At 60.1% G+C, this 16,614-nt stretch carries 15 protein-coding genes and 2 pseudogenes; 10 read left to right on the top strand and 7 right to left on the bottom strand.

The genetic code is table 11. From position 1 onward, the window contains the following. The first annotated feature begins 189 nt into the window (after positions 1-189). The 3 genes from AB4O23_RS22880 (at position 190) to AB4O23_RS22870 (ending at position 3,285) form a co-directional block, all read left to right on the top strand. Positions 190-1,509, top strand: coding sequence for a Na+/H+ antiporter family protein (locus AB4O23_RS22880; RefSeq protein WP_460064029.1), 1,320 nt, complete (start codon positions 190-192; stop codon positions 1,507-1,509). A 97-nt stretch (positions 1,510-1,606) separates the two neighbouring features. Then, a complete protein-coding gene (locus AB4O23_RS22875) occupies positions 1,607-2,713 on the top strand; it encodes a cache domain-containing protein (protein WP_460060711.1) in 1,107 nt (368 codons plus the stop codon). After that, entirely contained in the window at positions 2,629-3,285 is a 657-nt protein-coding gene (locus AB4O23_RS22870) for a methyl-accepting chemotaxis protein (protein ID WP_460060708.1), read from the top strand. Before AB4O23_RS22875 ends, AB4O23_RS22870 begins: the two co-directional genes overlap by 85 nt. A 36-nt stretch (positions 3,286-3,321) precedes the next feature. On the opposite strand, the gene trhP is transcribed toward AB4O23_RS22870, so the two are convergent. Beyond that, positions 3,322-4,635: a prephenate-dependent tRNA uridine(34) hydroxylase TrhP gene (trhP, locus tag AB4O23_RS22865; RefSeq protein WP_017526755.1), complete on the bottom strand. Its 1,314-nt coding sequence runs from the start codon at positions 4,633-4,635 to the stop codon at positions 3,322-3,324. Positions 4,636-4,794: 159 nt separating this feature from the next. Between trhP and AB4O23_RS22860 the strand changes: the two genes are divergently transcribed. Continuing rightward, complete coding sequence (locus tag AB4O23_RS22860; protein ID WP_065876538.1) at positions 4,795-5,862, top strand: AI-2E family transporter; 1,068 nt, start codon at positions 4,795-4,797, stop codon at positions 5,860-5,862. Positions 5,863-5,865: 3 nt separating this feature from the next. On the opposite strand, the gene AB4O23_RS22855 is transcribed toward AB4O23_RS22860, so the two are convergent. The 3 genes from AB4O23_RS22855 to AB4O23_RS22845 form a co-directional block, all read right to left on the bottom strand. Continuing rightward, positions 5,866-6,048: a hypothetical protein gene (locus tag AB4O23_RS22855; protein ID WP_017526757.1), complete on the bottom strand. Its 183-nt coding sequence runs from the start codon at positions 6,046-6,048 to the stop codon at positions 5,866-5,868. A 91-nt stretch (positions 6,049-6,139) separates the two neighbouring features. Continuing rightward, positions 6,140-6,334: a hypothetical protein gene (locus AB4O23_RS22850; RefSeq protein WP_003173044.1), complete on the bottom strand. Its 195-nt coding sequence runs from the start codon at positions 6,332-6,334 to the stop codon at positions 6,140-6,142. Between the two features lie 233 nt (positions 6,335-6,567). Then, positions 6,568-6,924: a hypothetical protein gene (locus tag AB4O23_RS22845; RefSeq protein WP_017526758.1), complete on the bottom strand. Its 357-nt coding sequence runs from the start codon at positions 6,922-6,924 to the stop codon at positions 6,568-6,570. Positions 6,925-7,080: 156 nt separating this feature from the next. Here AB4O23_RS22845 and AB4O23_RS22840 point away from each other — a divergent pair, with 156 nt between their 5' ends. After that, on the top strand, positions 7,081-7,899 hold the full coding sequence (locus tag AB4O23_RS22840) for a shikimate 5-dehydrogenase (RefSeq protein WP_065876540.1): 819 nt from the start codon (positions 7,081-7,083) through the stop codon (positions 7,897-7,899). Between the two features lie 125 nt (positions 7,900-8,024). Here AB4O23_RS22840 and AB4O23_RS22835 read toward each other — a convergent pair. After that, positions 8,025-8,673, bottom strand: a pseudogene (locus tag AB4O23_RS22835) (YceH family protein). Positions 8,674-8,790: 117 nt separating this feature from the next. On the opposite strand from AB4O23_RS22835, the gene AB4O23_RS22830 reads away from it, so the two are divergent. Then, positions 8,791-9,300: a DUF1993 domain-containing protein gene (locus tag AB4O23_RS22830; protein ID WP_065876542.1), complete on the top strand. Its 510-nt coding sequence runs from the start codon at positions 8,791-8,793 to the stop codon at positions 9,298-9,300. 708 nt (positions 9,301-10,008) lie between these two features. After that, on the top strand, positions 10,009-12,690 hold the full coding sequence (locus AB4O23_RS22825) for a hypothetical protein (protein WP_460060700.1): 2,682 nt from the start codon (positions 10,009-10,011) through the stop codon (positions 12,688-12,690). A 69-nt stretch (positions 12,691-12,759) separates the two neighbouring features. On the opposite strand, the gene sstT is transcribed toward AB4O23_RS22825, so the two are convergent. After that, positions 12,760-13,980, bottom strand: a complete 1,221-nt coding sequence (gene sstT / locus AB4O23_RS22820) for a serine/threonine transporter SstT (RefSeq protein WP_065876544.1) — start codon at positions 13,978-13,980, stop codon at positions 12,760-12,762. A gap of 140 nt (positions 13,981-14,120) precedes the next feature. Here sstT and AB4O23_RS22815 point away from each other — a divergent pair. Continuing rightward, positions 14,121-14,480 (top strand): annotated as a pseudogene (locus AB4O23_RS22815) (MFS transporter); the annotation flags it as partial. A 4-nt stretch (positions 14,481-14,484) separates the two neighbouring features. Here the strand turns inward: AB4O23_RS22815 and nhaR are convergent. Further along, positions 14,485-15,387 (bottom strand): transcriptional activator NhaR, encoded by a 903-nt coding sequence (gene nhaR / locus AB4O23_RS22810; protein WP_017526765.1) that lies wholly within the window; start codon positions 15,385-15,387, stop codon positions 14,485-14,487. 134 nt (positions 15,388-15,521) lie between these two features. Here nhaR and AB4O23_RS22805 point away from each other — a divergent pair, with 134 nt between their 5' ends. Then, complete coding sequence (locus tag AB4O23_RS22805; RefSeq protein WP_017526766.1) at positions 15,522-15,773, top strand: hypothetical protein; 252 nt, start codon at positions 15,522-15,524, stop codon at positions 15,771-15,773. Positions 15,774-15,801: 28 nt separating this feature from the next. Further along, positions 15,802-16,551 (top strand): TerC family protein, encoded by a 750-nt coding sequence (locus tag AB4O23_RS22800; protein ID WP_017526767.1) that lies wholly within the window; start codon positions 15,802-15,804, stop codon positions 16,549-16,551. Positions 16,552-16,614: the final 63 nt, after the last annotated feature.

The following is a 16,614-nucleotide window of genomic DNA, read 5'->3' as shown; positions in this document are numbered from 1 at the left end:
ACAGTTTTGTTTATTCAAGCGATCAATCCAAACCCGAAAGCGGCGCCGCTTTTTGACATGCGCGCCCGCCTGCTGCAAAGTGCGCGCCCTCTAATAAGACCTCCTTAAAGTCTGCGAGCGGGTTGCCAGTCAATGGCCATCTGGGCGCGGGCATGCCTGTCTTTTATGTTTCTGCTTGAGGTAACCATGATTAACGCAGTCATCGCCGCGGTCGGCACCATGCTGGTGCTCAGCCTGTCCCGCGTGCATGTAGTCATTGCCATTATTGTCGGCGCCCTGGTGGGTGGTCTGGCCGGTGGCCTGGGCATCGAGGCCACGCTCAAGGCCTTCAATGGCGGCTTGGGTGGGGGCGCGACCGTGGCGTTGTCCTACGCACTGCTCGGCGCTTTCGCGGTGGCTATTGCCAAGTCCGGCCTGGCTCATTCGCTGGCGGACAAGGCCCTGTTGCTGGTCGACCGCCAGGACGCCACGGGTGGCAGCCACGTCAAATGGCTGTTGATCGGCCTGTTGTGGGTGGTTGCGATTGCCTCGCAGAACATTCTGCCGATCCACATCGCGTTTATTCCGCTGTTGGTGCCGCCGCTGCTGTACGTGCTGACCAAACTGCAACTGGACCGCCGCCTGATCGCCTGCGTAATGACCTTCGGCCTGATCACCCCCTATATGTTCCTGCCGGTGGGCTTCGGCAATATCTTCCTCAACCAGATCCTGCTGGCCAACGTCGCCGGCAGCGGCGTGGACATCAGCCAGGTCAACGTGACCCACGCCATGAGCCTGCCGGCCTTGGGCATGGTGGCCGGCCTGCTGGTGGCGGTGTTTATCAGCTACCGCAAAAAACGCGTGTACGACCTGGAGAAAATCGAGCGGGTCGAGCAAGTGGCGGTGCAGTACAACCCGCTGACCCTCCTGGTGGCCGGTCTGGCGATTGCTTCGGCATTCATCATTCAACTGTGGCTGGACTCGATGATCATCGGCGCCCTTGCCGGGTTCCTGATCTTCTCGGTGTCGGGCATCGTGCGCTGGCGCGATACCGACGACCTGTTCACCGAAGGCATGAAGATGATGGCCATGATCGGCTTCATCATGATCGCCGCCTCAGGGTTTGCCGAAGTGCTCAAGGCCACCGGTGACGTGCGTTCGCTGGTGCAAGCCTCGGCGGCGTTTATCGGCCATAGCCGTGGTGTCGGCGCCTTGCTGATGCTGTTGGTGGGCCTGTTGGTGACCATGGGGATCGGCTCGTCGTTTTCCACGGTGCCGATCCTCGCCGCGATTTTTGTGCCGCTGTGCGTGCAACTGGGCTTCAGCCCGATGGCCATCGTGTGCATCGTCGGTACGGCCGGTGCGCTGGGCGATGCGGGCTCGCCGGCGTCGGACTCCACCCTCGGCCCTACCTCCGGGCTGAATATTGACGGCCAGCACCACCATATCTGGGACACCGTGGTGCCGACCTTCCTGCACTACAACCTGCCGTTGCTGGCATTTGGCTGGTTGGCCGCCATGACCCTGTAACCTCATTGCTCGCCCATGACCACAAATGCGTGTTGTCCTACAGAATCAGGGTAATTGGCCGATAACCTCTCAAGCCGCTTAATAAGAGAGAAAAGTCATGCGTCTGAGTCTGAAGGCCAAAGTCCTGTCCCTCGCCGTCGTCCCGGTGTTGCTGTTTGCCCTGGTGATCAGCCTGACCACCGTGTGGATTCTCCAGGGCCAGGCACGCAACGAGGTGGCTGAAACCCGCGAGCGCCTGCTCAACAACGCCAAGGCCACCCTGCAAAGTTATGTGGAAGTGGCCATGAGCACTGTCAAACCGCTCTACGACGCCGCCGCTCCCGGTGATACGGCGGCGCGGGCAGAGGTGGTGAAGTTGCTCTCCAACACCAGCTACGGCAAGGACGGTTACTTCTTCGGCTACGACTCCGAGACCATTCGCCTGTTCAAGGGCAACAGCCCGGACGGCGTGGGCAAGAGCTTCAAGGACAATCGCGACCCCAACGGTGTGTACGTCAACCGCGACCTGGTCAAGGTCGGCAAGGACGGCACTCACTACCTGCAATACAGCTCGACCCAGCCTGGCCAGACCGAACTGGTGCCCAAGATGGGCTACACCGAATACCTGCCTAAATGGGACATGGTCATCGGTACCTCGGTGAACCTCGATGGCATCGAAGCCCAGGTGGCGGTGGTCGAAGCCAAGGTGGAAAAACGCATGGAGGGTGTGTTGCTGAGCATCCTCGGCGTGGCCGTGGTGGTGTTGCTGGTGATTGCCGCCGTGGGCATGGTGCTGGCCAATACCATCCTGCGTCCGTTGCACTTGATGAAAGCCAACCTGGATGACATCGCCGCCGGTGAGGGCGATTTGACCCGCCGCCTGGCGATCACCAGCCAGGATGAGTTGGGCGACCTCGCGGGGGCGTTCAACCGGTTTGTCGACAAGATCCACGGCCTGGTACGCCAGATCACTGACATGACCGCGCAACTGACCGGGCTGGTCAGCCAGGTGTCCGACCAGGCCAGCGTTCCGAGCAGGCCATGGAGCGCCAGCGTCACGAAACCGACCAAGTGGCCACCGCCATTAACCAGATGTCGTCTGCGGCCCAGGAAGTTGCGCGCAGTGCGCAAGGCGCCTCCGTGGCGGCACAACAGACCGACGCCGAAGGCCAGGCCGCCAAGCGCGTGGTGGACGGCAGCATTGCGCAGATCCATGCGCTGGTGAATGACATCCGCAGCAGCGGCGTGTCCCTCGACAGCTTGCAGCAGGATGTGTCATCGATTGTCAGTGTGCTCAGCGTGATCCGTTCGATTGCCGAACAGACCAACCTGTTGGCCCTCAACGCGGCGATCGAGGCCGCGCGGGCAGGGGAGGCCGGCCGTGGTTTTGCGGTGGTCGCCGACGAAGTGCGCGCCCTGGCCAGCCGCACGCAGACCAGCACCCAGGAAATCCAGGGCATGATCGACCGCCTGCAAACCGGCACGGTGGCCGCCGTGGACGCGATGCGCCGCTCCAGTGATGCCGGCGACGGCACCTCCGCCCAGGCCAACCAAGCTGGGGCGTCGCTGGACACCATGGCCCAGTTGATCGGCACCATCAACTCGATGAACGCGCAAATTGCCAGCGCCGCCGAAGAGCAGACCGCCGTCGCCGAAGAGATCAACCGCAGCGTGCATCAGATTGCCGTGGCGGTGGACAACGTGGCCGATGAGACGCAGTTGAGCGCGCAGACCTCGCGCAGCCTGGCCGACCTTGGCCAGCGGCTCGGACAACTGGTGGGGCAATTCAAGATCTGACCCTGTGGCGAGGAAGCTTGCTCGCCCCAACAGTGTTTACACGTCACGCATCAGCAGGCCAAAACGCAGGTCCATCTGCGCCGGAACGTGCACGTACACCGTGTGCCCGTCCCCCGGCGCCACGTCAATGGCTTGGCCCTTGCTGTTGTGCAAGGTGTCCAGGTCAAAGTGGAGGTTGCCGGCGGGCGTCATCAATTCCAAGTGATCCCCCACGGCAAAACGGTTCTTCACCTTGACCTCGGCCAATTCGCCCCGGCGCTCGCCGGTTAACTCGCCGACAAACTGCTGGCGCTCGGACACCGAGCTGCCGTTCTGGTAGTTCTGGTACTCGTCGTGCACATGGCGGCGCAGGAAGCCTTCGGTGTAGCCGCGTTGGGCCAGGGATTCGAGGTCTGTCATCAAGTTGCGGTCGAACGCGCGACCGGCCACGGCGTCATCGATGGCCCGGCGATACACCTGGGTGGTGCGCGCGCAATAGAAGTGCGACTTGGTGCGACCTTCGATCTTCAGCGAATGCACGCCCATGTGGGTCAAACGCTCAACATGCTGCACCGCGCGCAAATCCTTGGCGTTCATGATGTAGGTGCCGTGCTCGTCTTCGAAGGCGGGCATGTGCTCGTCGGGGCGGTTGGCTTCCTGCAGCACAAACACCTGGTCGGTCGGCGTGCCAATCCCCAGGGTCGGCTGATACGCCTGGACGATCTCCCCCGTGGTGTTTTCCACCGCCGGCGTGGCCTGGTATTTCCAGCGGCAGGCGTTGGTGCAACTGCCTTGGTTGGCGTCGCGCTTGTTCATATACCCCGACAGCAGGCAGCGGCCGGAATAGGCCATGCACAAGGCGCCATGCACAAACACCTCCAGCTCCATGGCCGGCACCTGCTGGCGGATTTCGCCGATCTCTTCCAGGGACAGCTCCCGCGACAGGATCACCCGGCAAATCCCTTGCTGCTGCCAGAACTCGACGCTGGCCCAGTTCACGGTATTGGCCTGTACCGACAAGTGAATCGGCATCTGTGGGAAGTGTCGGCGCACCAGCATGATCAGCCCCGGGTCGGACATGATCAGCGCATCCGGGCCCATGGCGATCACCGGGGCCAGGTCTTTGAGAAAGGTCTTGAGCTTGGCATTGTGCGGCGCGATGTTCACCACCACGTAAAAGCGCTTGCCTTGCGCATGGGCTTCGTCGATGCCGAGGGCCAGGTTGGCGTGGTCGAACTCGTTATTGCGCACGCGCAAGCTGTAGCGCGGCTGGCCGGCGTATACCGCATCGGCACCGTAGGCGAAGGCGTAGCGCATGTTTTTCAGGGTGCCGGCGGGGGCCAACAGTTCAGGGCTAAGGAGCAGAGGCATGGCAAATCGGACCGCAAAAGGGCGCGAGGGTACCGGGCGGCGCCGAAGGGGTTATTGATCTGGGTCTACGCTTACCGCAACAAAGATGGCACTCACAGGATTTGCAACGGACTAAGCAGCAGGGCGCACGCGCGCCGAGCTTTCTGACATGGACCGGACATGAATCAAACCACTCTGCAATTCAAGACCCTGCTGTTGTTGCTGGTCCTGGTGACTATCGCGTTTATCTGGATATTGCTGCCGTTTTACGGCGCGGTGTTCTGGGCGGTGATCCTGGGCATCATCTTTGCGCCGATGCAGCGCCGCCTGCAGCAACGCCTCGGCTGGAACCGCAACCTGTTGTCCCTGACCACCTTGATGGTGTGCCTGGTGATTGCGATTCTGCCGGTGATCATCACCAGCGCCTTGCTGGTGCAAGAGGGCGCGGCGCTCTACAAGAACATCGAGAGCGGCAAGCTCGACGTGGCCGGTTATATCGAGCAGTTCAAGCACTTTCTGCCGCCGTACTTCCAGCATCTGCTGGACCGCTTTGGCATGGGCAACCTGGAAGGGCTGCGTGAGAAGATCGTCAAGAGCGCGATGCAGGGCAGCCAGTTCTTTGCCACCCAGGCGTTCAGCTTCGGCCAGGGGACGTTTGATTTCCTGGTGAGCTTTTTCATCATGCTGTATTTGCTGTTCTTCCTGCTGCGCGACGGCCCGGAACTGGTGCGCAAAGTGCGCACGGCGGTACCGCTGGCCGAACCACAGAAGCGTCGTCTACAGCTCAAGTTCAACCGGGTAGTGCGCGCCACGGTCAAGGGCAACGTGCTGGTAGCCGTGACCCAGGGCGCGCTGGGCGGTTTGATCTTCTGGTTCCTGGACATTCCCAGCGCGTTGCTCTGGGCGGTGTTGATGGCGTTTCTGTCGCTGCTGCCGGCGGTGGGGGCTGGGCTGGTGTGGGGGCCGGTGGCCGCGTACTTCCTGCTCAGCGGTTCGATCTGGCAGGGCGTGGTGCTGGGCCTGTTTGGCGTGTTTGTGATCGGGCTGGTGGATAACGTGCTGCGTCCGATCCTGGTGGGCAAAGACACCAAGATGCCGGACTACTTGATCCTTATCTCGACCCTGGGCGGTTTATCGGTGTTCGGCCTCAACGGGTTCGTGATCGGGCCGCTGGTGGCGGCGCTGTTCATGTCCAGTTGGGCGCTGTTTGTCGAAAGCAAGCCGCGGGTCAAGCTGCCACTGCCTTGAGTCTCAGGCGTCAAGCCTGAAGCTCGACGCTTGCTGCAGCTGTTTTTCGGCGGCGGACAGCGACGTGAGGGGGCCACTGATGGCCTCGCCGTCGCTTACCAGGTACCAGCAGGCAAGCACTCCCAACGCGCGAAGCGGGGCGGGGACGGCGCTGCCGATGACAGACATGATTTGAACAGTGGGCATAGATACCTCCAATCGCTATGGAGGTCACCTTACGAGGCCAGGCGGCCAAGGAAAAATCACCTGGCTCGATAGTCGACATCAACGCAACGTGTCAGTCGACCACCTGATCGAGCATGCTCACCACTTCCTGCTCGTTGAGCAGGCCCTTGCGCACCAGGTTTTCTGCCAGCAACGCCAGGAATTTCGCGCTGCGGTGGCCTTCCAAGTGCTTGAGTTCGGTGAGTGCGCTGTAAACCTTGCTGGACGTGCAGAGGCCAGCGGTGCGGTGCGGGTTTTGTGTGGGCATGGTCAGTCGTCCTTGTTGTTATTGAGTGGACAGGATCGATAGTGGGAGTGCGGCGTGACACAAACATGACAGCGCTGGCCCCTGTCGAGCAAGTAGACTTTGGGCCTTATCCTGTGGGATTGGCGTCGGCACCATTGTCCTTATAGCGACCTTGACGCGATAAATCCGGACTTTGCGCGCAAAAAAAGGCCTCGCACGGGGGCGAGGCCTGTTTCGCACGTGACACCAGGGGTTTACCAGCCGCGACGGTAGTAGCCGTGAGGAGGGCCATAGTAGTAGCCATGTGGCGGGCCGTAATAAACCGGCGCCGGGCGGTAATAGACCTGCTGTTGTACATACACCGGTGGTGGCGGGGCGTAGTACACCGGCGGTGGCGCGGCGTACACCGGCTGCGGTTGTACATACACGGGCTGTTGCACGTACACCTCACGAGGTTGGCTGGCAACCACGGAGCCCACCACGGCGGCGCCGACCAACGCACCCAAGGCGGCCGGACCCGCCCATCCACCGCCGTGGGCGGAGGCTTGGCCTGCCATGGCGAGTGCACCGATAAGCAAGGCGATCTTGGGGATTTTACGATTCATGGTCATTCCTCGATTAGCCCCTGCGCTTGTGGTCTGCAGTCAATAGACTCAAGTAACGTCGCGGGGATACTTTTAAGACAACGTATTTCTGAAAAACAGCACAGCCGCTAAGTAAAGGTTGTGTAAGGTCTGTACCGATTTGCTTACTCAAAGGAGTTTTCCATGCAGATGCACCCCAACAAGGACACCCAACTGTGCATGTCGCTGTCCGCCCGCCCTGGCAATTTCGGCCTGCGATTTCATAACCACCTGTATGAACAGCTGGGTCTGAATTTTTACTATAAGGCCTTCAGCAGCCAGGATTTGCCCGGCGCGATCGGCGGTATCCGGGCTTTGGGGGTTCGGGGTTGCGGGGTGTCCATGCCGTTCAAAGAGGCTGCCATTGCCTTAGTGGACGAACTCGACGCTTCGGTTCAAGCGATTGACTCACTGAACACCATCGTCAACACCAACGGCCACCTCAAGGCCTATAACACGGACTACATTGCGGTCGAGCAACTGCTCAAGACGCATGCGGTGCCCAAGGACTCGACCTTCGCCCTGCGCGGCAGCGGCGGCATGGCCAAGGCCGTGGCCAGTGCCTTGCGTGACGGCGGTTATGCCAACGGTGTGATCGTGGCGCGCAACGAGGCGGCGGGGCGCCGATTGGCGCAGAACCTGGGGTATGAATGGCAGGCCGACCTTGGCGGGTTGCGCCCACGGATGTTGGTCAACGTGACACCGATTGGCATGACCGGTGGGCCTGAGGCCGATGCGTTGGCGTTCGAGGCCGATGCTATCGATAAAGCCGAAACAGTGTTCGATGTGGTGGCAATCCCCGCCGAAACACCGTTGATTGTGCGGGGGCGGGCCAAGGGCAAGCGGGTGATTACCGGGCTGGAAGTGATTGCGATCCAGGCGCTGGAGCAGTTTGTGCTTTACACCGGTGTGCGACCAACCCAGGCACAGTTCGAAAAAGCCGTGGCATTTGCCCGAAGCTGAAGGGCACTGGTGATCAAATGTGGGAGGGGGCTTGCTCCCGATAGCAGAGGGTCAGTCAATGCTCATATGTCTGAAACACCGCTATCGGAGCAATTCGAATCGTCGCACCGCCCATTTTGCCTGTATTACGCCTGTTCCAACTGCGCCAGGCGTTCTTCCAGCGCCGCAATGCGTGCTTCCAGTTCTTCAATCCGGTCCACAGACACTCCAGCCCCGCGCTCCACCGGGCTTGCTCGCGCCGCGATAATCGCCTCGATATCCGCCGGGTCGCCCAGCGCATGGGTGTAGCGGTCTTCCCGCTGCCCCGCCTGGCGCGGTACCAGCAGCGCCAGCCCGCGCGCGATCAGGCGTTCGAGCTGATGAACCACTTGCTCGGCATCTTCGAAATCATGCATGCGCCCGCTGCGGGTCAGCAGCTCGTTGACGGTCTGCGGGCCGCGCAAAAACAGCAGCCCAATCAGGATGACCTGCGCCGGCACCAGCTCCAGTGCCTTGTCCACGCGATGTTCCCAGCGATCGGCGCGGCTGCCCATCACCAGGCGGGTAAAGCCTTGGCCTTCGAGTACACGCAGGCTTTGGCCAACCTGGCCTTGGCTGAGGTTCATCACCGGCTCGCGGCTGGTTTTCTGGTTGCGAGGCCAGTACCAGCGCGTTAAGGGTCAGGGGGTAGGTTTCCGGATGGGTCGCCTGTTTTTCGATCAGGCAGCCCAGGACGCGGATTTCCGTGCTGTTCAGGCGCGGCTCAGGGGTGTCGGTGTCGTGCTCGGCGGTCATCGCGCGTTCCCTATGCTGTGAAGCCCACTAGCCTAATCCTGAAAAAATAAAAGACAAGCGGCAGGCATGGCTATAATCGCCGCTGGTTCCTACCCTGCCATTACCGATGAGACTGTCATGACTATTTCCCTGTACGCCGCCTCCGTCCCAGTCTTCAAGCAGATGCTCAACGCCCTGAGCGATGTGCTGAACAAAGCCGAAGCCCACGCGGGCGCCAAAAACATCGAGCCTAATGCCTTGCTGCAGGCGCGCCTGTTCCCCGACATGTTCCCGCTGGTGCGCCAGGTGCAGATCGCCGTCGACTTCGCCAAGGGCGTATCCGCCCGCCTGGCTGAAATCGAAGTGCCGAAATACGAAGACAACGAAGTGACCTTCGCCGAGCTGCAAGCGCTGATCGCCAAGGTCCTGGCATTCGTCGATACCATCACGCCAGCACAGATCGACGGCAAGGAAGGCATCGAGATCATCACTCGCCAGGGCACGCCTAAAGAGAAGCGCTTCAGCGGCCAATCCTACCTGCTGACCTACGGCCTGCCGCAGTTCTTCTTCCATGTCACTACCACCTACGCCTTGCTGCGTCACAATGGCGTGGAAGTGGGCAAGCGTGATTACATGGGCGCTTTCTAAACCCAGGCGCTGAAAAAGCCCGGAACCGCCCTTGAATGGGCGATTCCGGGCTTTTTTGTGTGCGGGTGTTTGACCTGCTGCTGTTCGCAGGGCGTTACACAATTGCGGGCAACCGATGCGTCAGCGGACACACTCAAGGGAGGTACCCACTTCACTCATCTAACGCTTTAGAGGCGAAAGGCTTAATGATAAATACCCTCCAGTCGGCGCCCGCTGCCGCACCTTCGCAAGCTTGTGTCCTACCGCAACCAGCCCCGAATAACCCACTTGAGCCAAAGACGCGCAGCCGGCGCGAGGTGGCGCAAGACGGCTCATCGACGCAGGCGGGCGCCCATCGGTCCTCATTACGCGATCAGGGCAACAGTGAATTGGCGGCCAAATACGCAAAGGCCCTCGAAGAAAGCACACTGCCTCCTTGGCGCGCTGGGGACATCACGGACATTGCGCTTAACTCCAGCTTCGGCCAGTGGCGCGCGCAATTACGTGCGGCGTTAGAAGACAAAGACTTTTTGACATGGTTTAACGCGAACGGACTTCACCTATCCTTGGTGACGCTCCGTCCCTCAACCGGGGGAGCTGCAGGCGTGGAATAAAAACGGCGAGCAATGCAGGTTCTCTCTCGATGACGACTCGGGGTGGGCGCAGGTATCCCAAGCGATTCTGACTGCCGCTCACGCTTTGGCGCCCAACGGGATTACGCGCAAGGCCGTGTATGCCGACAGTGTGCCGGTTTCCATGGTGGCGCAGTTCTATGGCGAAACGTTCCACGACGACCCGCTCAAAGATGGTCAGCGTGCTCAGCAACTGCAACAGCACGGCGGATTTGCGACCGCGGGTGCGGGAGAAGCGAGGTCCGAACAGGCACTCAACGCCCATAAAAGCCTTATTGCCGATAAACGCGACCTGCTCAGGTTCAGGGATGCGTTGGTGGCGGCGATAGTCAAGGCACCGGCCTATCTCGATGAGCAGGCGATTATTCACTCGCGCCGAAGCCGCGCGCCCTACGACCATGCAGAGGGGTTGGCGACTTTTTTGCGAAATCAACCGTTCAAGCTGGACCCGCGTTCCGGGTTTCACGTGGATAACCAGCCGAAGGCGGGGCAGTCCGTGAGCCTTTTACAATTCATGGAGGGGCAAGGTTGGGATCGCCCCGTCGATCTGGCCGAACTTAAAAACATGGGCCAAGTGCTGTTCCGTCGTCAGGTCTCCCGACCGCCGCACGGTGATCTGGGCGGCGGGTTGTCGTGGCCCATTCCGCTTGATCGGGCACAACAGCAGCGAATTTACGACGCGGTTAACTACAACACATTTGAATTGCCCGAGTTCAAGTCGCTGAAGTTGAGCCAAACGGCGTTCGGGTTTCTGAGTCAAACCGTCAACTGGTCCGAGGCGGATCTGCAAAATCCGCGCGATGCGATAACGAAACTGTTGAAAACCCCCGCCGCACAGGCGCTGGGTGAAGCGCTGCGAGCCCAGTTTCAGGGGGCTGGCAGCGCGCAGGAGTGGGCGCTCTCCGCTTTGCAGATCGGCTTGAATCCGCAGGCGTTCTGGCACCCGGAAGAAAAGAACAGGCTGGCTGGGTTCGACCTGTCGCAACGTGAGCATTGGGGTAAGCCACTGTCTGTGGTCGCTCATGGTCTGACTGAACATCTGCGTCGGTCTTACGGCAAAAATGCTCCGGTTGCCGCCTACCTGCTGTTGTCACACCATGCGCCCGAATTACTGGTCAAGGATATTCCGGATGACGTGTCTTATGGCTCGCCTGCCTGGGTCAGCCTGAAGTCTATTGTCGCCAAGGCCGAATACCGTGCCCCCGGCTCCACGGCAGGTAAATCCTACGAGCAATTGCTCAAGGACGACCTTGGTCCGATTTCTGCCGAAGAAAAAAACGTCGAGGCATTGGCTGGGCGGGAGGGGTTGATCCATTGGGCGGTGGCGGACGGTGCCATCGAGAAGCGGCCTGACAATAATTACTCGGCCGAAGAGATCGAACGTGCCAGTGCCCTGGCCGGTGAGCGCTTCGATACGTTGAAAAAAGCCTCGCAAGCGTCCCGTAAGCAGTTAGCCACCCGAAAAGAGTTGGCGCTCGCAACTCTAAAGGCGCACTTCAAGGCCTACGGCGACATAGACTTCGAAAAAAAAGTACTGATGCCTGCTGAGAGGGAACGGGATTTGCTCGGACCTTATTCGATGCTGGACCTCTATCTCGACAGGCCCAAACACACACGCGGGTATTCGCAGGACTCAACCGTCCCTTTTGAGCAAATTTCAGAGGCGTTCTACCGTCTTGCGCCGATTAACGAAGTGTTCGAAAAAAACGTCACGGATTACTACGCCGGGCTTAAGGGGGGCGCGGACGTTGCGATCAAACATTTAATGTCGCTACTGCCTGAGGATGATAAGAAAGCCTTGGAATACGGTGAATTGAGTGTCTATGCCGAAGAAGATGTGACGCGTACCAGCCACTTTGCAAACCGGGTCGAACAGTTTTCCTACGAGAGTCGGCAGCCCGACGACAACCGCTCGCTCCTGTTCGTGACAACCTACCAAGGGCGTAAAACCGTGTACGAGGTGAATCCCCAGCAAGGGTTTGTGCGTAAGCGAACGGATCTGTCGCCCGATCTTAAGCCAGGTCGACAAGGTGAGTGGGTGCATTTGGGGCGCAACAAGTCGATACGGGAAATCAAGGCGCAGGGGGCTGAGGCTGAGCAACGCAAAGCGCGGGACGAATCTCCAGCGCTCGTGCAGACCTTCAACTCTGCAAGGACCCAATATATTGCTGATACGGTCCTCAATAACCTCTTCAAACCAGGCGAGCGCAATGAGCTGGTCAAGGCGGCGAGGGGCTTTACCACCTTTGACAGTGAAGTGACGGAGTTTGAAAAAATCCAGGCAGTCACCCGAGCCTTGGTGCCTTTTGCATCGGCCATCGATCGTTTCCAAAAAGGCGACGTCAGCGGCGGGCTCGCATTTTTGGGCTTCGACGTTTTTGGCTTTGCGTTAGGTGGCTATTTCGCCGCCGGTAAAATTGCAGGCCTGGGGGGCCAGGTGAAAAAGGCCGGCGGCATACTGGCACGCGCAGCCGTCAGTGCGGCCAATCCGTTTGCGGGAGGCAAGGCAATTGTCAGCAGGGGGTTGCCACTGCATCAGTCATTGCTGGGCAAAGGCACTTTTTCTTGGAAGGCAGTCTCCACCAACCGCGGTGTAAATCGGGCTTATCAGGATAAACAGGAGGGTATTGCGGTAGGCACCTACACCCTCGGCGATACATCAAAAATCACCGCAAAATTTGACGAGGTGCTGGGTAAGTGGTTCGCATACGATCCTAAAAGCAAGAAAAGGTATGGCGTGCCGCTTGAGGGGTTTCGCGTTGAAAGTTCCAGTGCCTGACGGCCCGTAAAACCAAAACGCCCGGTCGTTTCTTGGCGGGAACGTACCGGGCTTTTATCGGGGGATTATTCAGGCCGGTTGTTCTTCCTTGCCCAGGCACGCGGCAGCGGTGAACAGCACGTCGGTGGAGGAGTTGAGTGCGGTTTCCGCAGAATCCTGCAACACACCGATGATGAAACCGACAGCCACGACCTGCATGGCGATTTCACTTGGAATACCGAACAGGCTGCAGGCCAGGGGGATCAGCAGCAGCGAGCCGCCGGCCACGCCCGAGGCGCCGCAGGCACAAACGGCGGCGACCACACTCAGCAGCACGGCGGTGGGCAGGTCAACGTTGATGCCCAGGGTGTGCACGGCCGCCAGCGTCAATACCGTGATGGTGATCGCGGCCCCGGCCATGTTGATGGTGGCCCCCAGTGGAATCGACACTGAATAAGTGTCTTCATGCAGGCCCAGGCGCTTGCTCAAGGCCAGGTTCACCGGGATGTTCGCCGCCGAACTGCGGGTGAAGAACGCGGTAATACCGCTTTCACGCAGGCACATCAGCACCAGTGGGTAGGGATTGCGACGCAGCTTCCAGAACACGATCGCCGGGTTGACCACCAGTGCCACGAACAGCATGCAACCGATCAGTACCACCAGCAGGTGCGCGTAGCCGAGCAGCGCGCCGAAGCCGGAGGTGGCCAGGGTCGACGCGACCAGGCCGAAGATACCCAGCGGCGCAAAGCGGATCACCACACGTACGATCAGGGTCACGCCGTTGGACAAATCGTCCAGCACGGTGCGGGTGGCAGCGCCCGCATGGCGAATGGCGATGCCCATACCGATGGCCCAGGCCAGGATGCCGATGAAGTTGGCGTTCATCAGTGCGCTCACCGGGTTGTCCACCACGCTCAGCAGCAGGCTTTGCAGCACCTCGCCGATGCCGCCCGGCGCGCTGACGGTGACGTCATGGCTGGCGAGTACCAGCGACGACGGAAACCACATGCTGGCAACCACCGCCACGACGGCTGCGGCAAAGGTGCCTAGCAAGTACAGGAACAGAATCGGTTTGATATGGGTTTCCTGGCCGTGCTTATGGTTGGCAATCGACGCCATCACCAACACAAACACCAGGATCGGCGCCACAGCTTTCAACGCCGTAACAAACACCTTGCCAATAAAACCGGTAGCCCTGGCGGCCTCGGGCAGGAGCAGGGCCAGCAGAATCCCGGCGATCAGGCCGATGACGATTTGGGTGACCAGGCTGACGCGCATCAGTCGTTGTAACAGGGTGGGGGCAGCAGTCATAAACAGTTGTCTCTAGTTTTTTTAATAGGACGCAGCAGTACGGGCGGAATGTTCTGTAAGAAACAGGGCGCGGAGTCTAGCATGCCGCTGCTAACGGCCCGACCTGTGCGGCATTCGGTCACCCGCGCCCAGGCCGGGCTGCGTCCATGGTGTTCTGCGGGTTCATGATCGCGGGCATGGTGGCGCTGGTGCCGGCGATTCACTCCAGCGCCGGCCTGGCGGCGGCAATGGCCGTGTGGGGCGTGACCCAGGCCGCGATGTTTCTGGTCAGCCATGTGCGACTGATGAAGGCCGCGCCCCATGCCCCGGCCTTTGCCGCGTCGCTGAGCATTGCCGGGGGCAACCTGGGCATTGGTCTGGGGGCGTTGGTCGGCGGGCATGTGATCGACACTTTTGGCCTGGGCAGCCTGGGGTTTGCCGCATCCGGGTTTATCCTGGTGTCGATCCTGCTGGCGCTATGGTTGATGACTGCCAGACAACCGGTCGCGTCCAGCGCCTGACCGGTCAGGGCAGGGCGGTAAACAACTCGCGCCGTGCGCCCTCGGTAATCGCCACAATGCCGGGATGCTTGACCTTGCGCTCCACCGAGATCGCATAGAACGACTCGGTGACCGCATCGGTCTGGCCAATCAGTGCCACGCCGTACTGGCGCACCACTTCATCGGCAATCACGCTGGGGGCGATAAAAATCCCGCTGCCGGATTGGCCAAACGCTTGCATCAGGGCGCTGTCGTCGAATTCACCGATGATTTTCGGTTGGATCTGCTGCTCGGCGAACCAGCGCTGCAAACGGCTGCGTACCACGGTCTCTGCGCCTGGGATCAGCAACGGCGCGCCTTGCAGGCATTGTGGGAAATCGCCGCGATGGCGGTCAGCCAGTGCCTGGGTGGCGAAAAAACTGATGCCGCATTCGCCCAGCTTCTGGCTGTAGCCCTTGATGTCCAGGTGCGTTGGCATGGGGCTGTCGGAAATCACCAGGTCCAGGCGCTGGATCGCCAGGTCGGCCAATAACCGTTCGAGTTTGTCTTCGCGACAGGTGATACGGATCGGCTCGCTCAACTCCATGGTCGGTGCGATCAGCCGGTAAACGATGGACTTGGGCACCACATCCGCGACGCCGACGCGAAACACAATCTGCTGTTCATTGGGTTGCGCGCGCAGCATGGCTTCCAACTCATTGCCGGTCTGGAACATCTGCTCGGCGTAGGGCAGGGCCTGGCGCCCGGCTTCTGTGAGTTCAAGCTGGCGGCCGACCCGTTGAAACAGCGCGATACCGAAGGTTTGCTCCAGCAGGCTGATTTGCCCGCTGATGGTCTGGGGTGTGAGGTTCAGTTGCTCACAGGCGCGCACGATGCTGCCGGTCTTGGCCACAACCCAGAAGTAATGCAACTGTCGGTAATTGAGCATGGGTGCGGTCACTTCGTAAAAACCGAAGTATAAGCGAAAAAAATACGAATTTTCCTGAAGTGTTCGCCTGCATAGAATGCCTCGCTATCGCGGGGCCACTATTTGGACCCAATGGTTCTAACGAGGAATACAACATGACACTCAATTCCCTGGGCGCGGCGTCGTTGCTTGCGCTTTCATTGGTGATGACCAGCGGTTGCGACCAGGTCGAGAAAAGTGCGCAACAGGTGCTGGGCAAAGCCACTGAGTCGGCCAAGCAAGCCATCGATGACACCCACAAGGCCGCCGAGCAGGCATTGAGTGAAGCGACGCAAGGCTTGATCACGCCGCAAAAAAAGGACGATCAGCAAGAACAAGCGTCTGAATCGAACAGCAAAGAAGCCTAATTTCCCAGCACAACGTCAGGACTGAACCATGGATTACCTTTTACAACTGGCCGCCAGCCCGACCGCCTGGGTTGCACTGGCTACCTTGATCGTCATGGAAATCGTGCTGGGCATCGATAACCTGATCTTTATCTCGATTCTCACCAACAAATTGCCCGAGCAGCACCGGGCCAAGGCACGGCGCATCGGTATCAGCATGGCGTTGATATTGCGCCTGGGTCTGTTGAGCACCATCGCGTTTATCGTGCAACTGACGGCGCCGGTGTTTGAAGTGTTCGGCCAAGCGTTCTCGTGGAAGGACATGATCCTGATCGCCGGCGGCTTGTTCCTGGTATGGAAGGCCACCACCGAAATCCATCACAGCATGGACCCGGAGCCCGAAGAGAAAGCCACAGTGGGTAACACCGTGGCCATCGGTTTCGCGGCGGCCATCGGGCAGATCCTGCTGCTCGACCTGGTGTTCTCCATCGACAGCATCATCACGGCGGTAGGCATGACCGAACACTTGCCGATCATGATCATTGCCGTGGTGACCTCGGTGATCGTGATGCTGGTGGCGGCTGAACCGTTGGCCAAGTTCATCAACGACAACCCGACCGTGGTGATGCTGGCCCTGGGCTTCCTGATCATGATCGGCATGACGCTGATCGCCGAAGGCTTCGGAGCCCATGTGCCTAAAGGCTACGTGTATGCGGCCATGGCCTTCTCGGCGGCCATCGAGTGCTTGAACATTGCACGGCGCAACCGCCACAAGCGTTTGCTCGCTGCCCGCCAGTAACCGCTGAAACAAACAGGCCGGCTGTGCTCACAAGAGCCCAGCCGGCTTTTTGCTGTCTGGTAG

It is taken from the genome of Pseudomonas sp. H2_A10 (genome assembly GCF_054680085.1).
Note: the sequence above shows the minus strand (reverse complement) of the source record. Positions and strands in the feature narration are given on the sequence as shown.

What these genes read in the sequence shown, in the direction of transcription:
- AB4O23_RS22875 (WP_460060711.1), top strand. Translation starts at nt 1,607, where the DNA reads ATGCGTCTGAGTCTGAAGGCCAAAGTCCTGTCCCTCGCCGTCGTCCCG.
- trhP (WP_017526755.1), bottom strand. Translation starts at nt 4,635, where the DNA reads ATGCCTCTGCTCCTTAGCCCTGAACTGTTGGCCCCCGCCGGCACCCTG.
- AB4O23_RS22860 (WP_065876538.1), top strand. Translation starts at nt 4,795, where the DNA reads ATGAATCAAACCACTCTGCAATTCAAGACCCTGCTGTTGTTGCTGGTC.
- AB4O23_RS22855 (WP_017526757.1), bottom strand. Translation starts at nt 6,048, where the DNA reads ATGCCCACTGTTCAAATCATGTCTGTCATCGGCAGCGCCGTCCCCGCC.
- AB4O23_RS22850 (WP_003173044.1), bottom strand. Translation starts at nt 6,334, where the DNA reads ATGCCCACACAAAACCCGCACCGCACCGCTGGCCTCTGCACGTCCAGC.
- AB4O23_RS22845 (WP_017526758.1), bottom strand. Translation starts at nt 6,924, where the DNA reads ATGACCATGAATCGTAAAATCCCCAAGATCGCCTTGCTTATCGGTGCA.
- AB4O23_RS22840 (WP_065876540.1), top strand. Translation starts at nt 7,081, where the DNA reads ATGCAGATGCACCCCAACAAGGACACCCAACTGTGCATGTCGCTGTCC.
- AB4O23_RS22830 (WP_065876542.1), top strand. Translation starts at nt 8,791, where the DNA reads ATGACTATTTCCCTGTACGCCGCCTCCGTCCCAGTCTTCAAGCAGATG.
- sstT (WP_065876544.1), bottom strand. Translation starts at nt 13,980, where the DNA reads ATGACTGCTGCCCCCACCCTGTTACAACGACTGATGCGCGTCAGCCTG.
- nhaR (WP_017526765.1), bottom strand. Translation starts at nt 15,387, where the DNA reads ATGCTCAATTACCGACAGTTGCATTACTTCTGGGTTGTGGCCAAGACC.
- AB4O23_RS22805 (WP_017526766.1), top strand. Translation starts at nt 15,522, where the DNA reads ATGACACTCAATTCCCTGGGCGCGGCGTCGTTGCTTGCGCTTTCATTG.
- AB4O23_RS22800 (WP_017526767.1), top strand. Translation starts at nt 15,802, where the DNA reads ATGGATTACCTTTTACAACTGGCCGCCAGCCCGACCGCCTGGGTTGCA.